Below are 18889 nucleotides of genomic sequence, written 5' to 3' on the forward strand. Positions count from 1 at the left end.
GCCTGCCCCGCCCTTATTGGAGATTTCCCATGCCGCTTGCACTGCGCGACCCCAGCCTGCTCAAGAACCTCTGCCTGATCGACGGCCAATGGCTGGCCGCCGACGATGGCAGCCGCATCGACGTCCACAACCCCGCCACGGGCGAAGCCGTGGGCCATGTGCCCCGCATGGGCGAGGCCGAGACGCAGCGCGCCATCGCCGCCGCCGAGCGCGCCTTCGCCCTCTGGAAGCAGCAGACCGCCGAGGCCCGCGCACGCCTGCTGCATCGCTGGTTCGAGCTGATGATGGAGAACCAGGAGGACCTGGCCCTGATCATGACCAGCGAGCAGGGCAAGCCCCTGGCCGAGTCGCGCGGCGAGATCGCCTACGCGGCCTCCTACGTGCAGTGGTTTGCCGAGGAAGCCCGCCGCATCTACGGCTCCACCGTGCCGGCGCCCTGGGCCGACAAGCGCATCATCGTGACCAAGGAGCCCGTGGGCGTGTGCGCCGCGATCACGCCCTGGAACTTCCCGGCCGCCATGATCACGCGCAAGGTCGCGCCCGCCCTGGCGGCGGGCTGCACCATCATCGTCAAGCCCGCGCAGCAGACACCGCTGTCGGCCCTGGCCATGGCCGAGCTGGCCCAGCGCGCCGGCATTCCCGAGGGCGTGTTCAGCGTGATCACGGGCTCCTCGCGCGCCATCGGCGGCGTGCTCACGGCCAGCATGGCCGTGCGCAAGCTGACCTTCACGGGCTCCACCGAAGTGGGCCGCGTGCTGGCCGAGCAATGCGCGCCCACGCTCAAGAAGATGTCTCTGGAGCTGGGCGGCAACGCGCCCTTCATCGTCTTCGATGACGCGGACCTCGATGCCGCCGTCGAAGGCGCCATGGCCTCCAAGTACCGCAACACCGGCCAGACCTGCGTGTGCGCCAACCGCCTGCTGGTGCAGGACGGCGTGTACGACGCCTTCATGGCCAGGCTCAAGGTCGCCGTGCAGGCCCTCAAGGTGGGCAACGGGCTGGAGGCCGGCGTGGGCCAGGGCCCGCTGATCGACCAGGCCGCCGTGGACAAGGTCGAGGAGCTGGTGGCCGATGCCGTGAAGAACGGCGCCGAGGTCGTGCTGGGCGGCAAGCGCCATGCGCTGGGCGGCACCTTCTACGAGCCCACCATCCTGGCCAACGCCACGGACCGCATGCGCATTGCCAGGGAAGAGGTCTTCGGCCCCGTGGCGCCCGTGTTCCGCTTCAAGACCGAGGAAGAGGCCATCCGCATGGCCAACGACACCGAGTACGGCCTGGCCGCCTACTTCTACGCCCGCGACGTGGGCCGCGTGTGGCGCGTGGGCGAGGCGCTGGAGTACGGCATGGTGGGCATCAACAGCGGCATCATCAGCACGGCCGTGGCGCCGTTTGGCGGCGTCAAGCAGTCGGGCATGGGCCGCGAGGGCGGCGCCGCCGGCATAGAGGAATACCTGAGCACCAAGTACCTGTGCATGGGCCACTGAGGCCCGGACAATCACACCATGCAGACACCTGTGAACCGCTTCAAGGCCGCCATTGCGGCCGACCAACCCCAGATCGGCCTGTGGCTGGGCCTGGCCGACGCCTATTCGGCGGAAATCTGCGCGGGCGCCGGCTTCGACTGGCTCCTGATCGACGGCGAGCATTCGCCCAACGACACGCGCACCCTGCTGGCGCAGCTGCAGGCCATCGCGGCCTATCCCGACAGCCATGCCATTGCCCGCGTGCCCATGGGACACGGCGAGGTCGGCGAGATGCTGATCAAGCAGTACCTGGACATCGGCGTGCAGACCCTGCTCGTGCCCATGGTGGACACGGCCGAGCAGGCCGCACGCATCGTGCGCGCCGCGCGCTATCCGCAGGCCGACGGCCAGGGCGGCATCCGCGGCATGGGCGGCGCACGCGCATCGGCCTGGGGCCGGCGCGCCAACTACGCCCATGAAGCCAACGCCCAGGTCTGCGTGCTGGTGCAGGTGGAGACGCGCCAGGCGCTGGCCCACCTGGACGCCATTGCCGCCACCGAGGGCGTGGACGGCGTCTTCATCGGCCCGGCCGACCTGTCGGCCTCCATGGGCCACATCGGCAACCCCGGCCATCCCGAGGTGCAGGAGGCGATTGCCGACGCCATCGCGCGCATACGCCGCGCCGGCAAGGCGCCCGGCATCCTCACGCCCAATGAGGCCCTGGCGCGCAAGTACCTGGAGCTGGGCTGCACCTTCACGGCTGTGGGCCTGGACACCAGCGTGCTGGTGCAGGCCACCAGCGCCCTGGCTGCGCGCTTCAAGCAGGCAGCGGCCCCCGCGCCGAAAAGCCAGACCTATTGAGGCCCCGGCCTGACAAGGCGCGCGCAACGCCGCTCCGGGGAGGGAGCGGCGGCTGCATAGAATCCAGCCGACAGATGCTGCCGAACATGCCCCAGACCACGACCTCTTTTGCCCCCGAGCCGCTGCGCGCCTTCTCGCGCTCCCTGCCCATGGCGCTGCTGCGCGCACGCGAATCGGTCATGGTGCGCTTTCGGCCCATGCTGCGCGCCCATGGCCTGACCGAACAACAGTGGCGCGTGCTGCGCGCCATGGCGGCGGTCACGCACAGGCTGCGGCCCATGGAGCTGTCGCAGGCCACCTACATCAGCATGCCCAGCCTCTCGCGCCTGCTCAAGACGCTGGAAGGCCGGCAGCTGGTGGAGCGGTCGCGCCACGCCAGCGACATGCGCGGCGCCGAGTTCGAGCTCACGGCGGCCGGCCACGCCATCGTGGCCGAGATCGCGCCGCATTCCTCCGAGACCTATGCCGAGATCGAGCGCCTGGTGGGCCATGAAGAGATCGAGCAGCTCTACGCCCTGCTCGACCAGGTCGTGCAGCGCCTGGGCGCGGCCGACGGCAGCCAGGCCGAGGAATAGCCGCCCCGGCACGCCGGTCGGGCACTGCCGGGCACAATCGCCCCATGCCGCAGCCGATTGCCGTCATCGACTTTGAAACCACGGGCATGGCGCCCGCCCAGGGCGCGCGTGCCACCGAGGTCGCCATCGTGCTGATCGAGGGCGGCCAGGTCGTGGACCGCTTCCAGAGCCTGATGCGCACGGGTGCCTGGATACCGCCCTTCATCACGCGGCTGACCGGCATCACCAATGCCATGGTCGCAGCCGCGCCGCCCGCCGAGGAGGTGATGCGCGATGCCGCCCGCTTTGTGGGCAGCGCGCCCATGGTGGCGCACAACGCGGCCTTCGACAGCAAGTTCTGGCAGTCCGAACTGGCCCTGGCCGGCGAGGCCGCGCCCCAGCCCTTTGCCTGCACCGTGCTGCTGTCGCGCCGCATCTATCCCGACGCGCCCAGCCACAGCCTGAGCCGGCTCACCGCCCACCTGGGCCTGCCCGTGGCCGAGCGTGCCCACCGGGCGCTGGCCGATGCCGAGATGGCCGCCGCCCTGCTGGCGCGCATGCAGCAGGACCTGTGCCGGCGCTATGCGCTGGCTTGGCCCGAGCATGCACTGCTGATGCGGCTGCAGCGCTGCGCGCGCGCCCGCATGGCAGGCTGGCTGCAGGAGAACGCCGCGCCCGCCCAGATGCGCATGGCGCTGTGAGCCGGCACGGCGCACGCAAGGCAAAGACCTCCCTGGCCAAATCCCCATCGGCCGCATCTGCCGGCATCCGCACCCATAATGCACGGTTGCTGCCCGGCTACGGGCGCCCGTCCCAAACGCGGCAGCCCTGCTGCCGCCTTGCTGCCGCCTGGTTCTTGCACCCGTGAATTCCGCCCTGCCTCCTGCCGCCATGGCCAACCTGGCCCCTCAGGCCCCGTTCTCGTCGCGCGAGTTCCGCGACGCGCTGGGCCAGTTCGCCACGGGCGTGACCATCGTCACCGCGCGCAGCCCGCAGGGCCATCCGGTGGGCGTCACCGTGAGCTCGTTCAACTCGGTCTCGCTCACACCGCCGCTGGTGCTGTGGAGCATGGCACTGTCGGCGGCCTCGCTGCCCGTGTTCCAGCATTGCTCGCACTACGCCATCCACGTGCTGTCGGCCTCGCAAAAGCCCCTGGCCGAGCTGTTCGCGCGCAAGGGCGTGGACCGCTTCGCCAACACCGCCTGGCGCAGCTCGGCCCAGGGCGTGCCGCTGCTGACCGAAGCCACCACCGTCTTCGAGTGCCGCAACCGCCATCGCCATGAAGAGGGCGACCATGTGATCTTCATCGGCGAGGTCGAGCAGTGCAGCCACCAGGCCGGCCACACGCCGCTGCTGTACCACGCAGGCCGCATGCACACGGGCGGCCTGGGCTGAGCCCGGGCCCGCGGCAGCACTCTCTTCGCCTCTTTCGGCCACTCCCCCATTCCCGTTCCTTCCCGCCTCCGGGTAATCCCCGGTCCGGGAAATCGGTGTCTGCGCATATTGTATATACAGGCTTATACATCTGAGCACAGACCCATCCGCAGGCCGATGAAGCCCGTGGATGCGGCGGCCATTTCACCAATGACGGGGGGAGACAGCACATGAGTTCACCATCTGCAGGCAGCCTGCACCGAGGGCTGTCGGCCCGCCACATACGCTTCATGGCGCTGGGCTCGGCCATAGGCACGGGGCTGTTCTACGGCTCGGCCAAGGCCATACAGCAGGCGGGCCCCTCGGTGCTGATCGCCTACCTGCTGGCGGGCGCGGCGGTCTACATGGTGATGCGCGCGCTGGGCGAGATGGCCGTGCACAACCCCGTGCCCGGCTCCTTCGGCCAGTACGCCAGCGACTACCTGGGCCCGTTCGCCGGCTTCATCACGGGCTGGACCTATACCTTCGAGATGGTCATCGTCTGCCTGGCCGACGTGACGGCCTTCGGCATCTACATGGGGTTCTGGTTTCCCGAGGTGCCGCGCTGGATCTGGGTGCTGTCCATCGTCTGCTTCATCGGCGCGCTCAACCTGTGCTCGGTCAAGGTGTTCGGCGAGATGGAGTTCTGGCTGTCCCTGCTGAAGGTGGCGGCCATCATCGCCATGATCGGCGGCGGCCTGGGCATCATGGTGTTCGGCTTCGGCATGGCGTCCGACCAGGCGCCCACCGGCGTGCAGAACCTGTGGGTGCACGGCGGCTTCATGCCCAATGGCATCCCGGGCCTGATCGCATCGCTGGCGGTGGTGGTGTTCGCCTTCGGCGGCATCGAGATCATCGGCATCTCGGCCGGCGAGGCCAAGGACCCGGCGCGCGTGATCCCGCGCGCCATCAACGCCGTGCCGCTGCGCATCCTGCTGTTCTACGTGCTCACGCTGTTCGTGCTGATGAGCATCTTCCCCTGGCCGCAGATCGGCAGCCAGGGCAGCCCCTTCGTGCAGATCTTCAGCGGCCTGGGCATTTCCTCGGCCGCCACCATCCTCAACATCGTGGTGATCTCGGCGGCCGTGTCGGCCATCAACAGCGACATCTTCGGCGCCGGCCGCATGCTGTACGGCATGGCGCACCAGGGCCAGGCCCCCGCCGGCTTCGGCCGCGTCTCGCGCCATGGCGTGCCCTGGATGACGGTGGTGGTGATGGCCGTGGCACTGCTGGCCGGCGTGGTGCTGAACTACCTGATTCCCGAGGACGTGTTCCTGCTGATCGCCTCCATCGCCACCTTCGCCACGGTCTGGGTCTGGCTGATGATCCTGCTGTCGCAGTTCGCGGCGCGCCGCCGCATGAGCCCGCGGCAGGTGGCCGCGCTGAAGTTTCCGGTCCCGCTGTGGCCCGCCGCGCCGCTGGCCGCCATCGGCTTCATGCTGCTGGTGCTGGGCGTGCTCGGCTACTTCCCCCACACCCGTGCCGCGCTGGTCGTGGGCGGCCTGTGGATCGTGCTGCTGGGCGCCGCCTACCTGCTGTGGGTGCGCCCCGCCGCCGCGCGTGCGCAGAGCGAGGCGATGCGGCCTGCGGCGAACGCGAACCCTTAGTCGAACTCGACCTCGGTGGCCACCACCATCGCGCCATCGACCGAGAGCCGGCCCTTGACCTCGACCACGCGCCCCACGGCAATTTGGGCAGCGCTGCCATCCTCGAAGCGCGCATTGCGATAGTCCACGCGCACGCCGCGCAGCTCGAAGATGCCGGCCAGGCTGTCGACAGCGGTGATGCGGCCCTCGATCTCGAAGCCATCGTCACTGTCCAGCCGCAGCTTGCGCTCGACCTCGGAGGCGCGAAGCACCCCGTCCTGGAACATGCCCTCGACCTCGACCAGGTCGCCCACGGCAAGGCCTGCGGGCAGGCGTGCGGCGCTGCCCGCATCCACGCTCAGGCCGTCCACGACGAAGCGGGTCGGCGAGTCCATGCGGGTGATATGGCCGGTGACGTCGGCCTCCACGCCTGCCTGTTCGGGCAGCGTGGGACGCTGCACCGACAGTGCGGTGGCCACCCACAGGCCGGCGGCATCGGGCTGGCGCGCCAGGCGCAGGCTGACCACGTCGCCGGCAGCCAGCGCGGCGGCAACCTGCACGCCGCTCCAGTTGACGACGGCCTCGCCGATGCGCAGGGTGCGGCGCGACATGTCAACGGCATCCACAGGCGCGCGCAGGCGCCAGGGCTCGTCGGCGTCATCCTCGATCTCGATGCGGCTGGCAAGAATGCGGCCCTGCGCATCGCGCAGGCCGTGGACTTCCAGCACACGGCCGACCTGCAGCGCCGCCGCGCGGCCGTCCTCGAACACCGTGGCCGCATCGACGATCACGGTCTGGCCCAATACGGTCAGCCGGTCGCCCACGACCGCGCTCAACGGACCTTCCAGATCGCTGCGCACAAGAATCTGGCGGGCCATGGCGCGCGCCACACCATCGCTGCCGGTGGTCACGGGGTCGGCCGTGACATGGACCGCCATGCCCAGCTTGAGCGCATCGCTGGCCAGCAGGACGCCATCGCCATCGGTGATCCGGGCCTGGCGCTCGTCATACCGCACCCCATTGACCAGGATGGAGCCGAAGCCGTCAATGGTGCCCGACGCATAGCTGGCGCTGGGAGTGACCGGCGTGGGGGCGGGCTTGTCAGCCCCGCCGCCGCCACCGCCGCAGGCGGCCAGCAGCACGGACAGCGAGAGCGCGCCAGCGCCCAGGACCCGGGGCAATGGCGGGGCGGAGCGGGAAAAGCGAAGAAAATGCATGGTGTTCGATGCCAGAAAGAAACAGATGAAAAGGCACCGCGGCGGGGCCATCGGTGCAACCGCCTGCAGTGTCGGCAAAGGCGCCTAAACCGCGCATGAATGGCGCGTTCATGCACTGTTTAAGAACGTGCACATAAGATGCGTGGCCGTGAAACTCCGCCTCGCACTTGCTGCCTTGCTGGCCTTGCCGCTGGCGCCCGCCTCTGCCACCACGCCAGCGGAGCATGAAAGCGTGCGCCGCGAGGTGCAGTCCAAGCGCCTGCGGCCCTTGGCGGAAATCCTCCAGGACGTGCAGCAGCGCCACAAAGGGCGCGTCATCGACATCGAACTCGAGCGCGGCGCCGACGGCCGGCGCTGGTACGAAATCAAGCTCGCCAATGGCCAGCGCACAGAGATCTATATCGATGCAGTCACGGGACAGGACATCCCCCGGCCGGGCGCGACCACCGCCGTGCTGATACCCATGTCCGCCGTGGCGGCAGCCGTCACCCGCTTGCATCCCGGCACCGTGCTGCAGATCGAGCTGGAGGAAACGCGCAGCCCCAGGCCCTACTACGAGATCCAGCTGCTCACGCGCGAAGGCCGTGAGCAGCTGCTGCGCGCCGACGCCCAGACGGGCCGCATCCTGGCGGAGCCTGTCCTGAGCCGGGAGCAGGCCGCCACGCTGCAACCGCTGCCGCGCATTCTTGAGGAACTGGAGCGCAAGTACCAGGCCCGCGCCACAGAGGCCGAGCTCAAGATCGACGTCCGGCAGCGCGCCTACTACGAGGTCGAGTTGCAGCTGAGCGCCGGCCGCAGCATCGAAGTGCATGTGGATGCGTACAGCGGCCAGCCCATCGAAGAGGACGGACTGCGCTGATGCGGGTGCTCATCGTCGAAGACGACGCCGATCTTGCTGCAGGCCTGCAGGCCATCCTGCAGGAGGCCGGCATGCTGGCCGAGTGCTGCGCGGACGGCCGCCTCGCCCAGGAACTGGGCAGCGTCGAACACTATGACGCCGCCTTGCTGGACCTGGGGCTGCCAGGACAGGACGGCGTCTCGGTGCTGCGCCATTGGCGCGAGCAGGGCCGCTCCTTTCCCGTGCTGGTGCTCACGGCCCGCAACCGCTGGAGCGACAAGCTCACGGCCTTCCAGGCCGGCGCGGACGACTACCTGACCAAGCCCTTTCTGCACGAGGAGGTCGTCACGCGGCTGCGTGTGCTGCACCGGCGCGCAGCAGGCAGCAGCCGGCCCCTGGTGCAGATAGGCCCGCTGGCCTACGACACCATGGCAGACCGCTTCACGCTCGAAGGTCGGCCGCTTGCGCTGACCGCGCAGGAGCAACGCATCCTGAGCTTTCTGACCAACCGGCATGGACAGCTCGTCAGCCGCGCCGACATCAGCGAGCATGTCTACGCACGCGACCTGGACCCGGACTCCAACACCGTGGACGTGCTGGTCGGCCGCATCCGCCGCAAACTGTCCCCGCATGGCCTGATCCATACCGAGCGCGGACGGGGCTTTCGCCTGCAGCAGGCCAGCGGCGACCATGCGTCCTAGACACTGGGGCCTGTCGGAGCGCCTGCTGGCACTGAGCCTGGTGGCCACGCTGGCCTGCGGCACGGCCGCCAGCTGGCTGCTGCGCGAGCAGTTGCACGATGCGGTGCTGCGCAGCTTCAAGGCCGGCCTGCAGGACCGCGCCGAGCGGCTGCAGGCCGAGCTGCAGTCCCCTGGGCCCCTGACCGGACAGGGCACGCGGCTCAATCGCGGCGAGTTCGGCCGCATTTTCTCGGGCTGGTACTGGACACTGGAGCAGGACGGGCGGCTGCAGCAGTCGCGCTCGGTCTGGGACGACAGCCTGGAGCTGGACGAGGCCCGTCCCTGGCCCCGGCACAAGGGCAGCGAGACGCTGCTGTCGCTGCGCGGGCCGCAGGGGCGCGAACTGCTGGGACTGCGCCGCAGCTTCGATGTCGCGGGCCGGCGCGTGCAGCTGCATGTCTTCGGCCCGCTGGACGGTACGCGCCAGGAATGGCGCCGAATCGACCGCATCCTGCTGGTCACCGAGCTGGGCCTGGTCGCCGCGCTGCTGCTGTGCACGGTGGCGCTGGTGCGCCTGGGATTGCAGCCGCTGCGCAGCCTGCAGCAGGCGCTGCAGGACATGGAAGACGGCGCACGCACGCAGCTGGGGCGGCACTTCGGCCCCGACCTGGACCCGATTGCCGAGGCCGTGGACCAGGTGCTGCAGCGCAATGCCCAGGTCGTGGAGCGCGCGCGCCACCAGGCGGCCGACCTGAGCCATGCGCTCAAGAAGCCGCTGGCCGTGCTCGGCATCCAGGCACGCGGCCATCAGGTCGATGGCCCGTGGCTGCGTGACCAGGTACAGGCCATGTCCCACACCATCGACCGCCATCTGGCGCGCTTTGCCAGCGGCGCCGGCAGCGCCGGCAGCGTGGCGCTGGATGAGGTGCTGGCCCGGCTGCTGGATGCCATGCGCCAGATCCACGCCCAGCGGCGCCTGTCCTGGTCCATCCAGACCTCCACGCCGCTGCCCGGCCATGGGCTGCGCTGGCGCGGCGCGGCCTCGGACCTGGAGGAGATGGCGGGAAACCTGCTGGACAACGCCGGCAAGTGGGCACGCAGCCGCGTCACGCTGGCCGTGTGCCAGGATGGCACGACGACGCTGCTGCAGATCGATGACGACGGCCCAGGCCTGGCGCCGGAGCATCTCGCGCAGGCCATGGAGCGCGGTGTCCGCTTCGACGAACAGGCCCAGGGCCACGGCCTGGGCCTGGCCATCGTGCGCGACATCGCCGAGACCTATGGTGGATCGCTGGAGATGGGGCCGAGCCCGCTGGGCGGGTTGCGCTGCACGCTGCGCCTGGGCTGAGCACGGCGCCGGGCGGCGCTCAGCGCGCGGCGTCGGGCAGTTCGATCTTGACTTCGAGCACTTCCAGGTTTTCCTGGCGCTCCAGGTGCACCTTGATGTCGTTGACGTCGATGTCCACGTACTTGGAGATCACCGCCATCAGCTCCTTTTGCAGCGCAGGCAGGTAGTCGGGACCGCCGCCATTGCCGCCCACGCGCTCGCGCGCGAGGATGATCTGCAGGCGCTCCTTGGCCACCGAGGCCGTCTTCTTCTTTTCTCCGAGCAGGAAAGAGAGCATGGACATGGCCGCTTACCTCCCCCCGAACATGCGTTTGAAGAAGCCGGGCTTTTGCGCTTCGGTGAAGCGCATGGGCTTTTCCTCGCCCAGGAAGCGCGCGACCACGTCCTGGTAGGCCTCGGCCACGTCCGAGCCCTGCATGTGCACGGCGGGAATGCCCTGGTTGGAGGCCTGCAGCACGGTTTCGGACTCGGGCACGACGCCGATCAGCTCGATGCGCAGGATGTCCTGGATGTCCTCCAGCGACAGCATCTGGCCGTCCTGCACGCGGTTGGGGTTGTAGCGCGTGATCAGCAGGTGTTCCTTGACGCTCTCGCCCGCGATGGCGCGCGCGGTCTTGGAGCTGAGCATGCCCAGGATGCGGTCGGAGTCGCGCACGGAGGAGACTTCGGGGTTGGTCACGACCAGGGCCTCGTCGGCGAAGTGCATGGCGATCAGCGCGCCGCTTTCGATGCCGGCCGGCGAGTCGCAGACGATGTACTCGAAGTCCATGCCCGCCAGGTCGTCCAGGATCTTCTTGACGCCGTCCTGCGTGAGCGCATCCTTGTCACGCGTCTGGGAGGCGGCCAGCACGAAGAGGTTGTCGCACTGCTTGTCCTTGATCAGGGCCTGGTTGAGGTTGGCCTCGCCCTGGATGACGTTGATCAGGTCGTAGACCACGCGGCGCTCGCAGCCCATGATCAGGTCCAGGTTGCGCAGGCCCACGTCGAAATCGATGACGGCGGTCTTGTGCCCGCGCAATGCGAGGCCCGATGCGAAGCTGGCGCTGGTGGTGGTCTTGCCCACGCCACCCTTGCCGGAGGTCACGACGACTATTTTGGCCATGTTTGCACGGTTCCTTAAAGACTGGAGAGCAAAGAAGAAGGGTCCGGTGTCATACCGGCTCGATGAGGATTTTCTCGCCGTCGAGACGCACCTTGGCGGGCCTGGCGGCCACATCCGCGGGGAGATCGGTCTCGATTGTGCGATAGATGCCGGCAATCGACAGCAGCTGTGCTTCCATGCAGGTGCTGAAGATGCGCGCCTCGGTGTTGCCGCGCGCCCCGGCGATGGCCCTGCCGCGCAGCGGCGCGTAGACATGGACGTTGCCGTCGGCGATGACTTCGGCACCATAGCTGACCATGGCCAGCACCACGATGTCGGTGCCGCGCGCATAGACGCGCTGGCCCGAGCGCAGCGGCTTGTCCACGATGAGGGCGTCGGCCTGGGGAGCAGGCACCTCGCGCACCACCTCGATCTCGCGCACGACTTCCTGGATCTCGATCTCGGGCACCGTGGGCCGCACGGGTGCGGCCTCGGGCGCGGGCGCCAGGCCTGCGGCACGCGCCGCCTCCATCTGCGCCGGGCTGCCGCCGCGCACGGCCACGGGCACGGTGCGGTGAAAGCGCAGCGCCTCCACGAGCACGGCGAAGTCGATGGCCTCCTCGGCCTCGCGCACATGGGCCAGGTCGATCAGCACGGGGTCGTTGTCGAAGAAATCCGGGTCGTCGGCAAGGCGCTGGGCCAGGTCGGCCACGAGCGCACGTACGTCGGTATCCCGCAGGGTCACGGCCACCACGGGCAGCTGCGCGCTCTTGAGGTCGAAGCTGGGGCGGGCAGTACTCGTCGTTTCAACGGCCATGGGACTGGGAGTGCGGTGGATGGGAGAGTTGCCTCTCGACGCGCAAAGTGTACTGTGTGTGCAGTACATGGGCGCCCACTCCCGCCGGGAGGCGGGCCCCGGGGAGTGTCCATTTGTGTTGTGTCACACACGGCCCATGCCCCCGTGGCGGGGGCCGGGCGGGCCCGGTCACTGAAACCGGGGCTTACGCTTCTCCACGAAGGCCATCACGGCCTCGCGGTGGTCGGCGGTCTTGTGGGCCAGGGCCTGGTAGCCGGCGGACAGCTCCAGCAGCGACTCCAGCGTGCTGTGCTCGCCCTCGCGCAGCAGGCGCTTGGTCATGCGCATCACGGCGCCGGGGTTGGCGGCGATCTTGTCGGCCAGCGCGCGTGCCGTGGGCAGCAGCTGGTCCGCCGGCACGACGCGGCTGACCAGGCCGCAGGCCAGGGCCTGCTGCGCGTCGATGGCCTCGCCCGTGAACGCCATCTCGGCCGCCTTGGCGCGGCCCACGGCGCGCGGCAGCAGCCAGGCGCCGCCGTCCCCGGGGACGATGCCCACGCGCACGAAGCTCTCGGCAAAGGTGGCCGTCTCGCTGGCGATGCGGATGTCGCACATGCAGGTCAGGTCCAGCCCCGCGCCGATGGCCGGGCCGTTGATGGCGCAGATCACGGGCACGTCCAGCTGGGTCAGGGCACGCGGAATGCGCTGTATGCCCTGGCGGTACTCCTCGCGGATGGCGTCGGGCGTGAGCGCGTCGTCGAAGAAGCGCTGCATGTCCTTGACGTTGCCGCCCGAGCTGAAGATGGGGCCGGCGCCCGTGAGGATGACGGCCTTGACCGAGGCGTCGCGCCGGATCTCGTCGCAGACCTGCACGAATTCCTCCACGGCCGTGTTGCCCGTGAGCGCATTGCGCGTCTCGGGCTGGTTCATGGTGAGGGTCCAGATGGCGCCGTCGCGGGCGATGTTCAGAAAGGACATGGAGAAGACTCCTTGAGCAAGGGTTTATGCGGTGATGTCGGTGGTCGAACGGATCAGGTCCAGCGTGCTGCCCGCGTGGCCATGGACCAGCGCGGCGCCTGCCACACCGTGCCAGTACGACTCGGAGCCCGCCGTCTGGCGCCAGGCATGCAGGCGGCGCGTGAGCAGTTGCAGGTCGTATTCCTCGGTGAAGCCCATGGCGCCGTGGATGGCGTGGGCCGCCTCGGCCACGGCCAGCGCGGCCTGGCTGCAGCGCGCCTTGGCCACGGCCACGCGCAGCCGATCGGGGAAGATGCCCTGCCCCGCGCAGCCCAGCCGGGCCGCCATGCGCGCGGCGAAGACATGCTCGCTCATCACCGCCAGCTGGTGCTGTATGGCCTGGAACTTGCCGATGGGGCGGCCGAACTGCTGGCGGTCATTCGCATACTGCAGCGTGCGCTGGAACACCTCCATGAGCGCGCCCGCCAGCTGCGCCGCCACCAGGCCGGCCTGCAGCGTGCGCAGGTCCAGCCCATCCGGCAGGGCGATAGCGGGAGCAGGTGCCGCGCGGACCTGATCGGCGCTCCAGCGCAGGTTCACGTCCAGGCAGAAGGCCGCTGGCTCGGACTGCGCCTGCGCCACGGGCAGCAGGCTACAGCCCTGCGCATGCTGCACCAGCACGCTGTCCGCCACCGCTCCCAGGCGCACGGGTGCGCAGTGCAGGCTGCCATCCGGCTGGAGCAGGCCTTGCGCCAACGCGATGGCCCCTGGTGGACGCTCCGTCCCCGCGCCAGCCAGCAGCGCGCGCGCCAGCATGGTCTCGCCCAGCGGCACGGGCAGCGCATGGGCGCCGGCCTGCGACCACACATCGAACAGCTGCGACAGCGCCAGCCCCGCGCCGCCCGCGTGCTCAGGCACCAGGGCATCGGCAAAGCCGGCCTGCTCCAGCGATTGCCACAGCGCCCGGGGCGAGCCCCCGGCCTCGATGGCGCGCACCCGCGCGGGCGTGCACTCGCCCTGCAGCAGCTGGCGCGCGGCGTCGGCAAACAAATCGTCTTCCATGTCTCTCTCCATTCATGACACATGACGCCAGGCCTTGGGCGTTCCGTTTGAAACTGGCGCGCCCCAACTCAAGGGGAACCTTATTCAACGCAGGCCGAGGCCACGCGCGATCATTCCGCGCAGGATGTCGCGCGTGCCGCCGCGCAGCGAATACGAAGGCGCAACCTCCGTCACGTAGTTGAGGGTGCGCAGCAGCTCCAGCGGAACCTCGGACGCCTCGCGTGCGAACAGGTCGTCGGCGATGGCGGCGGGAATGGACTGCTCCAGCGTCGTGCCCAGCTCCTTGACCAGGGCCGCCTCGACGATGGGACTTTCGCCGCGCACCAGCTTGTCCTGCACGGCCACCGACATGGCGCGCAGCGGGGCCAGCTCGGTGAACACGCGGCCGGCCAGGCGCAGCGCGCCTTCGCTGCGCTCGCCCGTTGCACGCAGCCAGGCCAGCCATTCGTCGAACAGCACGATGCTGGAGAACAGCCGCTCGGGCCCGCTGCGCTCGAAGGCCAGCTCGGCCGTGACCTGCTCCCAGCCCTGGCCTTCCTGGCCGATCAGGGCGTCGGGCGGCAGCTGCACGTTGTCGAAGAAGACTTCGCAGAAATGGCTGTCGCCCGAGAGGTCGGTGATGGGCCGCACGGTCACGCCCGGCAGCGACAGGTCCACGATGACCTGGGACAGCCCCTTGTGCCGGTCACCCGCCTCGCCCGAGGTGCGCACCAGGGCGATCATGTAGTGGCAGTGGTGGGCGTTGGTGGTCCAGATCTTCTGGCCGTTGAGCACGAAGCCCTTGCCGTTCGGCGCGGCGCGCGTCTTCACGCTGGCCAGGTCCGAGCCCGCGCCGGGCTCGCTCATGCCAATGCAAAAGAAGGCCTCGCCCCGGCAGATGCGCGGCAGGTAGAACCGCTTTTGCGCCTCGGTGCCGTACTTGAGGATCAGCGGGCCGCTCTGGCGGTCGGCAATCCAGTGCGAGCCCACGGGCGCGCCGCAGGCCAGGTATTCCTCCACCAGCACATAGCGCGTGAAGGCGCTGCGCCCGCCGCCGCCGTACTCGCGCGGCAGGGTGACGCCAATCCAGCCCTTTTCGCCCAGCTGCCGGCTCAGTTCGGCGCTGTAGCCGCCCCAGGAGCGCGCACGCACATGGGGCGGCAGGCCGCTTATGGCCTGGGCGAGGAAGGCGCGCACCTCGGCGCGCAGGGCTTCGTCCTCGGCGGGGATGCGGGTCAGGGCAAGGGAATCAAGCACGCTCATTGCAGGGCTCCATGGTTGGACCCCACTCTAGGCAGCCGGTCTGTCGCAGTCCAATATTAAAAACCGAGCCACTGATACCGTTTGAATATCAGGCAGCCTGTGCCTTGGCATGCTGCGCCGCAAAGCCCACATACCAGTCCAGGCAGCCCGGGTTGGCCATGGCCTCCTTGTTGACCACCTTGTCCAGCGGCTGGCCCAGCATCAGCTTCTTGATGGGCAGCTCCTGCTTCTTGCCGCTGAGCGTGCGCGGGATTTCGGCCACCTGCACGATCTCGTCGGGCACGAAGCGCGGCGACAGGGCCTGGCGGATGGCGCCCTGCAGGCGCGCGCGCAGGGCATTGTCCAGATCCACGCCCGGGCGCAGCACCACGAACAGCGGCATGTAGCTTTCGCGGCCCAGGTATTCGAGGTCCACGACCATGGAGTCCAGCACTTCGGGCAGGGCCTCGACGGCGCTGTAGATCTCGCTGGTGCCCATGCGCAGGCCGTGGCGGTTGATGGTGGCGTCGCTGCGGCCGTAGATGATGCAGCCGCCCTCCGGGAGGATGCGTATCCAGTCGCCGTGGCGCCAGACCGGGCCCATGGCGGCGGGGCCGTCACCGCCGCCGGGCGCGCGGCCGTGGCCGGCCGGGTACATGTCGAAGTAGCTGGACAGGTAGCGCTTGCCGTCCGCATCGCCCCACAGGTACAGCGGCATGGAGGGGATGGGCTGGGTGCAGACCAGCTCGCCCACCTCGTCGATGACGGGCTGGCCCTGCTCGTTCCACGCCTCCACGGCCGCGCCCAGCTGGCGGCACTGCATGATGCCCGGCTGCTGCGGCAGTTCGCGGTGGCCGCCGATGAAGGCGCCCGCGAAGTCGGTGCCCCCCGAGATGTTGTTCCACCAGATGTCAGGCCGTCCCATGTTGGCGAACTGCGCCGTGCCCCAGCTTTGCACCTCGGGCGACAGCGGCGAGCCCGTGGTGCCCAGGCTGCGGATGCGCGACAGGTCGCCGCACTGGGCCAGGTCCACGCCGGCCTTCATGCAGTTGGCGTAGAAGGCCGCGCCCGAGCCGAAGCTGGTCACGCCGGTCTCGGCCGCGAAGCGCCACAGCACGCCCCAGTCGGGCCTGTCCTTGCTGCCGCCGGGGCTGCCGTCGAAGATCACGCAGGTGGTGCCGCCCAGCAGGCCCGAGACCTGGGCGTTCCACATCACCCAGCCCGTGGAGCTGTACCAGTGGTAGCGCTCGCCCCAGCTGTTGGGGTGGTAGCTGCAGCCCACGTCGTTGTGCAGGGCCTTGAGCTGCAGGGCCACCAGCACCATGCCGCCATGGCCGTGGACGATGGGCTTGGGCAGGCCGGTGGTGCCGCTGGAGTAGACGATCCACAGCGGGTGGTCGAAGGGCAGCCATTCGGGCTCGAAGGCCGCCGTGGCCGCGTCGTCGCGCGCCGTGACCTGGCCGTAGTCGGCGGCATCGGCCAGCCTGGCCTGCAGGTCCAGGTTGGGCACAAGGACCACATGCTCCACGCTGGGCAGGCCTGCGCGCAGCTCCGCCAGCACGGCCATGCGGTCGATATCGCGCCCGGCGTAGTGCACGCCATCGACGGCGATCAGCGCCTTGGGCGCGATCTGGCGAAAGCGGTCCAGCACCGCGTTGGTGCCCATGTCGGGCGCGCAGATGCTCCAGACGGCGCCCAGGCTGGCCGTGGCCAGCAGGGCGACCATGGCCTCGGGGATGTTGGGCAGGTAGGCAGCCACGCGGTCGCCGCGGCCCACGCCCTGGGCCTTCAGGTGCAGGGCCAGGGCGGCGACCTGGCGGCGCAGCTCGGGCCAGGACAGTTCGCGGTGGCGGCCCGTCTCGTTGCGGCTGACCACGGCGGGCATGCCGGCCGCATGGGCGGCATCCACATGGCGCAGCGCCTGGCGCGTGTAGTTGATCTGGGCACCCGGAAACCACTGGGCGCCGGGCATGGTGTTGCGCTCCAGCACGGCCGTGTGCGGCGTGGGCGACTGCAGCGCGTTGTAGTCCCAGATGCTTTGCCAGAAGGCGTCCAGGTCGGTGACCGACCAGCGCCACAGGGCGTCGTAGCTGTCGAACTGCAGGCCGTGGCGCTCGCGCAGCCAGTCCTGGTACAGGCGGATCTGGGGGATGAAGGCAGGGGTGTGGCTCATGACCGGCCACGGTACGCGCGCGCTGCCCGCGAGCCCAGACGGGAAAGCCACTAGCCTGGCACCTGGGCGACAAAGTCTGCGGGCCGGATCGCGTATCTGCGCACAAACACTGGGAAAAAATTTCCGCTCGCCCCCTCCTGCCAGAAAACAAATGCCTCTAATATCGCGCCAATTTTTTACAAGGAGCGATGCCACATGGGCCTTTTCCAATGGACGGAAAAATCCGCCAACCAGCTGCAACGGGGAGGCGTGATCGGCCCCGATGAGCGCCTGCCCTGGCCCCAGACCGGGCTGATGGGCATACAGCACGTGATCGCCATGTTCGGCTCCACCGTGCTGGCGCCCATCCTCATGGGGTTCGATCCCAACGTGGCCGTGCTCATGAGCGGCATCGGCACGCTGATCTTCTTCCTGATCACGGGCGGCAAGGTGCCCAGCTACCTGGGTTCGTCCTTTGCCTTCATCGGCGTGGTGATCGCAGCCACGGCCTATGGCGGCAAGGGCGCCAACGGCAACATCGGCGTGGCGCTGGGCGGCATCATTGCCTGCGGCGCGGTCTATGCGCTGATCGGCCTGGTGGTGCAGATGGTGGGCACGCGCTGGATCGAGCGCTTCATGCCGCCCGTGGTCACGGGCGCCGTGGTGGCCGTGATCGGGCTGAACCTGGCGGCCATCCCCGTCAAGAACATGGCGGCCAACAACTTCGAGTCGTGGATGCAGGCCCTGACCTTCGTCTGCGTGGGCCTGGTGGCCGTGTTCACGCGCGGCATGGTGCAGCGCCTGCTGATCCTGGTGGGCCTGATCGCCGCCAGCCTGCTGTACGGCCTGTTCACCAATGTGCTGGGCATGGGCAAGCCCGTGGACCTGTCAGGCGTGGCCAATGCCGCCTGGTTCGGCCTGCCCCAGTTCCACGCGCCCGTGTTCAGCGGCCCGGCCATGGTGCTCATCGTTCCCGTGGTCATCATCCTGGTGGCCGAGAACCTGGGCCACATCAAGGCCGTGACCGCCATGACGGGCAAGAACCTGGACCAGTACATGGGCCGGGCCTTCATCGGCGACGGCGTGGCCACCATGGTCAGCGGCGCGGCCGGCGGCACCGGCGTGACCACCTATGCCGAGAACATCGGCGTGATGGCCGCCACGCGCATCTACTCGACGGCCGTGTTCTTCGTGGCCGCCGTCCTGGCCGTGCTGCTGGGCTTCTCGCCCAAGTTCGGCGCGCTGATCCAGGCGATCCCGCTGCCCGTGATGGGCGGCGTGTCCATCGTGGTCTTCGGCCTGATCGCCGTGGCCGGCGCCAAGATCTGGGTGGACAACCGCGTGGACTTCTCGCAGAACAAGAACCTGATCGTGGCGGCCATCACCCTGATCCTGGGCACGGGCGACTTCACGCTCAAGTTCGGCGACTTCGCGCTGGGCGGCATCGGGACCGCGACTTTCGGCGCCATCATCCTGTACGCGCTGCTGGATCACGCACGCGACGATCAGCCACTGATTCATTGAATGTGAGCACACGCAAACATTCTTTGAACCTTTGACTGCGCGGCAGGGCCTTTACGGGGAAACCCGAGGGCCCCTGCCAGCGCTGCTACCATCGGTTTCCGGAGATATACCGCCCTTGCGTTCTTGCATGGGGCGG

18 protein-coding genes are annotated in these 18889 nt (G+C 69.1%); 10 read left to right on the top strand and 8 right to left on the bottom strand.

Features of this window, described 5'->3' with window-relative positions; genetic code table 11:
• Positions 1 to 29: 29 nt before the first annotated feature.
• The 6 genes from ACF8O7_RS18990 to ACF8O7_RS19015 all read left to right on the top strand — a co-directional run bounded on the left by ACF8O7_RS18990 (position 30) and on the right by ACF8O7_RS19015 (position 5898).
• A complete protein-coding gene (locus tag ACF8O7_RS18990; RefSeq protein ID WP_016452253.1) occupies positions 30 to 1484 on the top strand; it encodes an NAD-dependent succinate-semialdehyde dehydrogenase in 1455 nt (484 codons plus the stop codon).
• Between the two features lie 18 nt (positions 1485 to 1502).
• A complete protein-coding gene (locus tag ACF8O7_RS18995) occupies positions 1503 to 2324 on the top strand; it encodes an aldolase/citrate lyase family protein (RefSeq protein WP_012202038.1) in 822 nt (273 codons plus the stop codon).
• 86 nt (positions 2325 to 2410) lie between these two features.
• Positions 2411 to 2899: a homoprotocatechuate degradation operon regulator HpaR gene (gene hpaR, locus ACF8O7_RS19000; protein WP_016447335.1), complete on the top strand. Its 489-nt coding sequence runs from the start codon at positions 2411 to 2413 to the stop codon at positions 2897 to 2899.
• 44 nt (positions 2900 to 2943) lie between these two features.
• Positions 2944 to 3579 carry a PolC-type DNA polymerase III gene (locus ACF8O7_RS19005; protein WP_016447334.1) on the top strand — a complete coding sequence of 212 codons (636 nt, stop codon included), beginning with the start codon at positions 2944 to 2946 and terminating at the stop codon, positions 3577 to 3579.
• Positions 3580 to 3769: 190 nt separating this feature from the next.
• Positions 3770 to 4273 (top strand): flavin reductase family protein, encoded by a 504-nt coding sequence (locus tag ACF8O7_RS19010; protein WP_016452255.1) that lies wholly within the window; start codon positions 3770 to 3772, stop codon positions 4271 to 4273.
• A gap of 209 nt (positions 4274 to 4482) precedes the next feature.
• The gene (locus ACF8O7_RS19015) at positions 4483 to 5898 is read left to right on the top strand and encodes an amino acid permease (protein ID WP_126311560.1); all 1416 of its coding nucleotides are present in this window, start codon (positions 4483 to 4485) and stop codon (positions 5896 to 5898) included.
• On the opposite strand, the gene ACF8O7_RS19020 is transcribed toward ACF8O7_RS19015, so the two are convergent.
• Positions 5895 to 7094 (bottom strand): DUF5666 domain-containing protein, encoded by a 1200-nt coding sequence (locus tag ACF8O7_RS19020; protein ID WP_016452257.1) that lies wholly within the window; start codon positions 7092 to 7094, stop codon positions 5895 to 5897. The genes ACF8O7_RS19015 and ACF8O7_RS19020 overlap by 4 nt on opposite strands.
• Positions 7095 to 7242: 148 nt before the next feature.
• Between ACF8O7_RS19020 and ACF8O7_RS19025 the strand changes: the two genes are divergently transcribed.
• The 3 genes from ACF8O7_RS19025 to ACF8O7_RS19035 are packed head-to-tail and all read left to right on the top strand — an operon-like array spanning position 7243 to position 9960.
• Entirely contained in the window at positions 7243 to 7953 is a 711-nt protein-coding gene (locus ACF8O7_RS19025; RefSeq protein ID WP_223275184.1) for a PepSY domain-containing protein, read from the top strand.
• A complete protein-coding gene (locus tag ACF8O7_RS19030) occupies positions 7953 to 8633 on the top strand; it encodes a response regulator transcription factor (RefSeq protein WP_016452258.1) in 681 nt (226 codons plus the stop codon). Before ACF8O7_RS19025 ends, ACF8O7_RS19030 begins: the two co-directional genes overlap by 1 nt.
• A complete protein-coding gene (locus ACF8O7_RS19035; RefSeq protein WP_392444007.1) occupies positions 8623 to 9960 on the top strand; it encodes a sensor histidine kinase in 1338 nt (445 codons plus the stop codon). Before ACF8O7_RS19030 ends, ACF8O7_RS19035 begins: the two co-directional genes overlap by 11 nt.
• 19 nt (positions 9961 to 9979) lie before the next feature.
• Here ACF8O7_RS19035 and minE read toward each other — a convergent pair whose 3' ends face one another.
• From minE to ACF8O7_RS19070, 7 genes are all read right to left on the bottom strand, one after another.
• Complete coding sequence (gene minE / locus ACF8O7_RS19040; protein WP_016447328.1) at positions 9980 to 10243, bottom strand: cell division topological specificity factor MinE; 264 nt, start codon at positions 10241 to 10243, stop codon at positions 9980 to 9982.
• Between the two features lie 6 nt (positions 10244 to 10249).
• Positions 10250 to 11062 carry a septum site-determining protein MinD gene (minD, locus tag ACF8O7_RS19045; RefSeq protein WP_016452260.1) on the bottom strand — a complete coding sequence of 271 codons (813 nt, stop codon included), beginning with the start codon at positions 11060 to 11062 and terminating at the stop codon, positions 10250 to 10252.
• A 49-nt stretch (positions 11063 to 11111) separates the two neighbouring features.
• On the bottom strand, positions 11112 to 11858 hold the full coding sequence (minC, locus tag ACF8O7_RS19050) for a septum site-determining protein MinC (RefSeq protein WP_034348623.1): 747 nt from the start codon (positions 11856 to 11858) through the stop codon (positions 11112 to 11114).
• Between the two features lie 168 nt (positions 11859 to 12026).
• Entirely contained in the window at positions 12027 to 12815 is a 789-nt protein-coding gene (locus ACF8O7_RS19055; protein ID WP_016447325.1) for a crotonase/enoyl-CoA hydratase family protein, read from the bottom strand.
• 24 nt (positions 12816 to 12839) lie between these two features.
• Positions 12840 to 13856 (bottom strand): acyl-CoA dehydrogenase family protein, encoded by a 1017-nt coding sequence (locus tag ACF8O7_RS19060; protein WP_392444009.1) that lies wholly within the window; start codon positions 13854 to 13856, stop codon positions 12840 to 12842.
• An 84-nt stretch (positions 13857 to 13940) separates the two neighbouring features.
• Entirely contained in the window at positions 13941 to 15098 is a 1158-nt protein-coding gene (locus ACF8O7_RS19065) for an acyl-CoA dehydrogenase family protein (protein ID WP_013799995.1), read from the bottom strand.
• An 88-nt stretch (positions 15099 to 15186) separates the two neighbouring features.
• Positions 15187 to 17250, bottom strand: a complete 2064-nt coding sequence (locus tag ACF8O7_RS19070; RefSeq protein WP_392444012.1) for an acetoacetate--CoA ligase — start codon at positions 17248 to 17250, stop codon at positions 15187 to 15189.
• A 195-nt stretch (positions 17251 to 17445) separates the two neighbouring features.
• Here ACF8O7_RS19070 and ACF8O7_RS19075 point away from each other — a divergent pair, with 195 nt between their 5' ends.
• Complete coding sequence (locus ACF8O7_RS19075) at positions 17446 to 18753, top strand: solute carrier family 23 protein (RefSeq protein WP_392444014.1); 1308 nt, start codon at positions 17446 to 17448, stop codon at positions 18751 to 18753.
• The last annotated feature ends 136 nt before the right edge of the window (positions 18754 to 18889 follow it).

Source organism: Delftia sp. WSY_16 (assembly GCF_043104415.1).
Lineage (GTDB): Bacteria > Pseudomonadota > Gammaproteobacteria > Burkholderiales > Burkholderiaceae_C > Comamonas > Comamonas tsuruhatensis.

Bases quoted from the DNA above. Each gene is read 5' to 3' on its own strand.
- ACF8O7_RS18990 (WP_016452253.1), top strand. From the start codon at position 30: ATGCCGCTTGCACTGCGCGACCCCAGCCTGCTCAAGAACCTCTGCCTG.
- ACF8O7_RS18995 (WP_012202038.1), top strand. From the start codon at position 1,503: ATGCAGACACCTGTGAACCGCTTCAAGGCCGCCATTGCGGCCGACCAA.
- hpaR (WP_016447335.1), top strand. From the start codon at position 2,411: ATGCCCCAGACCACGACCTCTTTTGCCCCCGAGCCGCTGCGCGCCTTC.
- ACF8O7_RS19005 (WP_016447334.1), top strand. From the start codon at position 2,944: ATGCCGCAGCCGATTGCCGTCATCGACTTTGAAACCACGGGCATGGCG.
- ACF8O7_RS19010 (WP_016452255.1), top strand. From the start codon at position 3,770: ATGGCCAACCTGGCCCCTCAGGCCCCGTTCTCGTCGCGCGAGTTCCGC.
- ACF8O7_RS19015 (WP_126311560.1), top strand. From the start codon at position 4,483: ATGAGTTCACCATCTGCAGGCAGCCTGCACCGAGGGCTGTCGGCCCGC.
- ACF8O7_RS19020 (WP_016452257.1), bottom strand. From the start codon at position 7,094: ATGCATTTTCTTCGCTTTTCCCGCTCCGCCCCGCCATTGCCCCGGGTC.
- ACF8O7_RS19030 (WP_016452258.1), top strand. From the start codon at position 7,953: ATGCGGGTGCTCATCGTCGAAGACGACGCCGATCTTGCTGCAGGCCTG.
- ACF8O7_RS19035 (WP_392444007.1), top strand. From the start codon at position 8,623: ATGCGTCCTAGACACTGGGGCCTGTCGGAGCGCCTGCTGGCACTGAGC.
- minE (WP_016447328.1), bottom strand. From the start codon at position 10,243: ATGTCCATGCTCTCTTTCCTGCTCGGAGAAAAGAAGAAGACGGCCTCG.
- minD (WP_016452260.1), bottom strand. From the start codon at position 11,062: ATGGCCAAAATAGTCGTCGTGACCTCCGGCAAGGGTGGCGTGGGCAAG.
- minC (WP_034348623.1), bottom strand. From the start codon at position 11,858: ATGGCCGTTGAAACGACGAGTACTGCCCGCCCCAGCTTCGACCTCAAG.
- ACF8O7_RS19055 (WP_016447325.1), bottom strand. From the start codon at position 12,815: ATGTCCTTTCTGAACATCGCCCGCGACGGCGCCATCTGGACCCTCACC.
- ACF8O7_RS19060 (WP_392444009.1), bottom strand. From the start codon at position 13,856: ATGGAAGACGATTTGTTTGCCGACGCCGCGCGCCAGCTGCTGCAGGGC.
- ACF8O7_RS19065 (WP_013799995.1), bottom strand. From the start codon at position 15,098: ATGAGCGTGCTTGATTCCCTTGCCCTGACCCGCATCCCCGCCGAGGAC.
- ACF8O7_RS19070 (WP_392444012.1), bottom strand. From the start codon at position 17,250: ATGAGCCACACCCCTGCCTTCATCCCCCAGATCCGCCTGTACCAGGAC.
- ACF8O7_RS19075 (WP_392444014.1), top strand. From the start codon at position 17,446: ATGGGCCTTTTCCAATGGACGGAAAAATCCGCCAACCAGCTGCAACGG.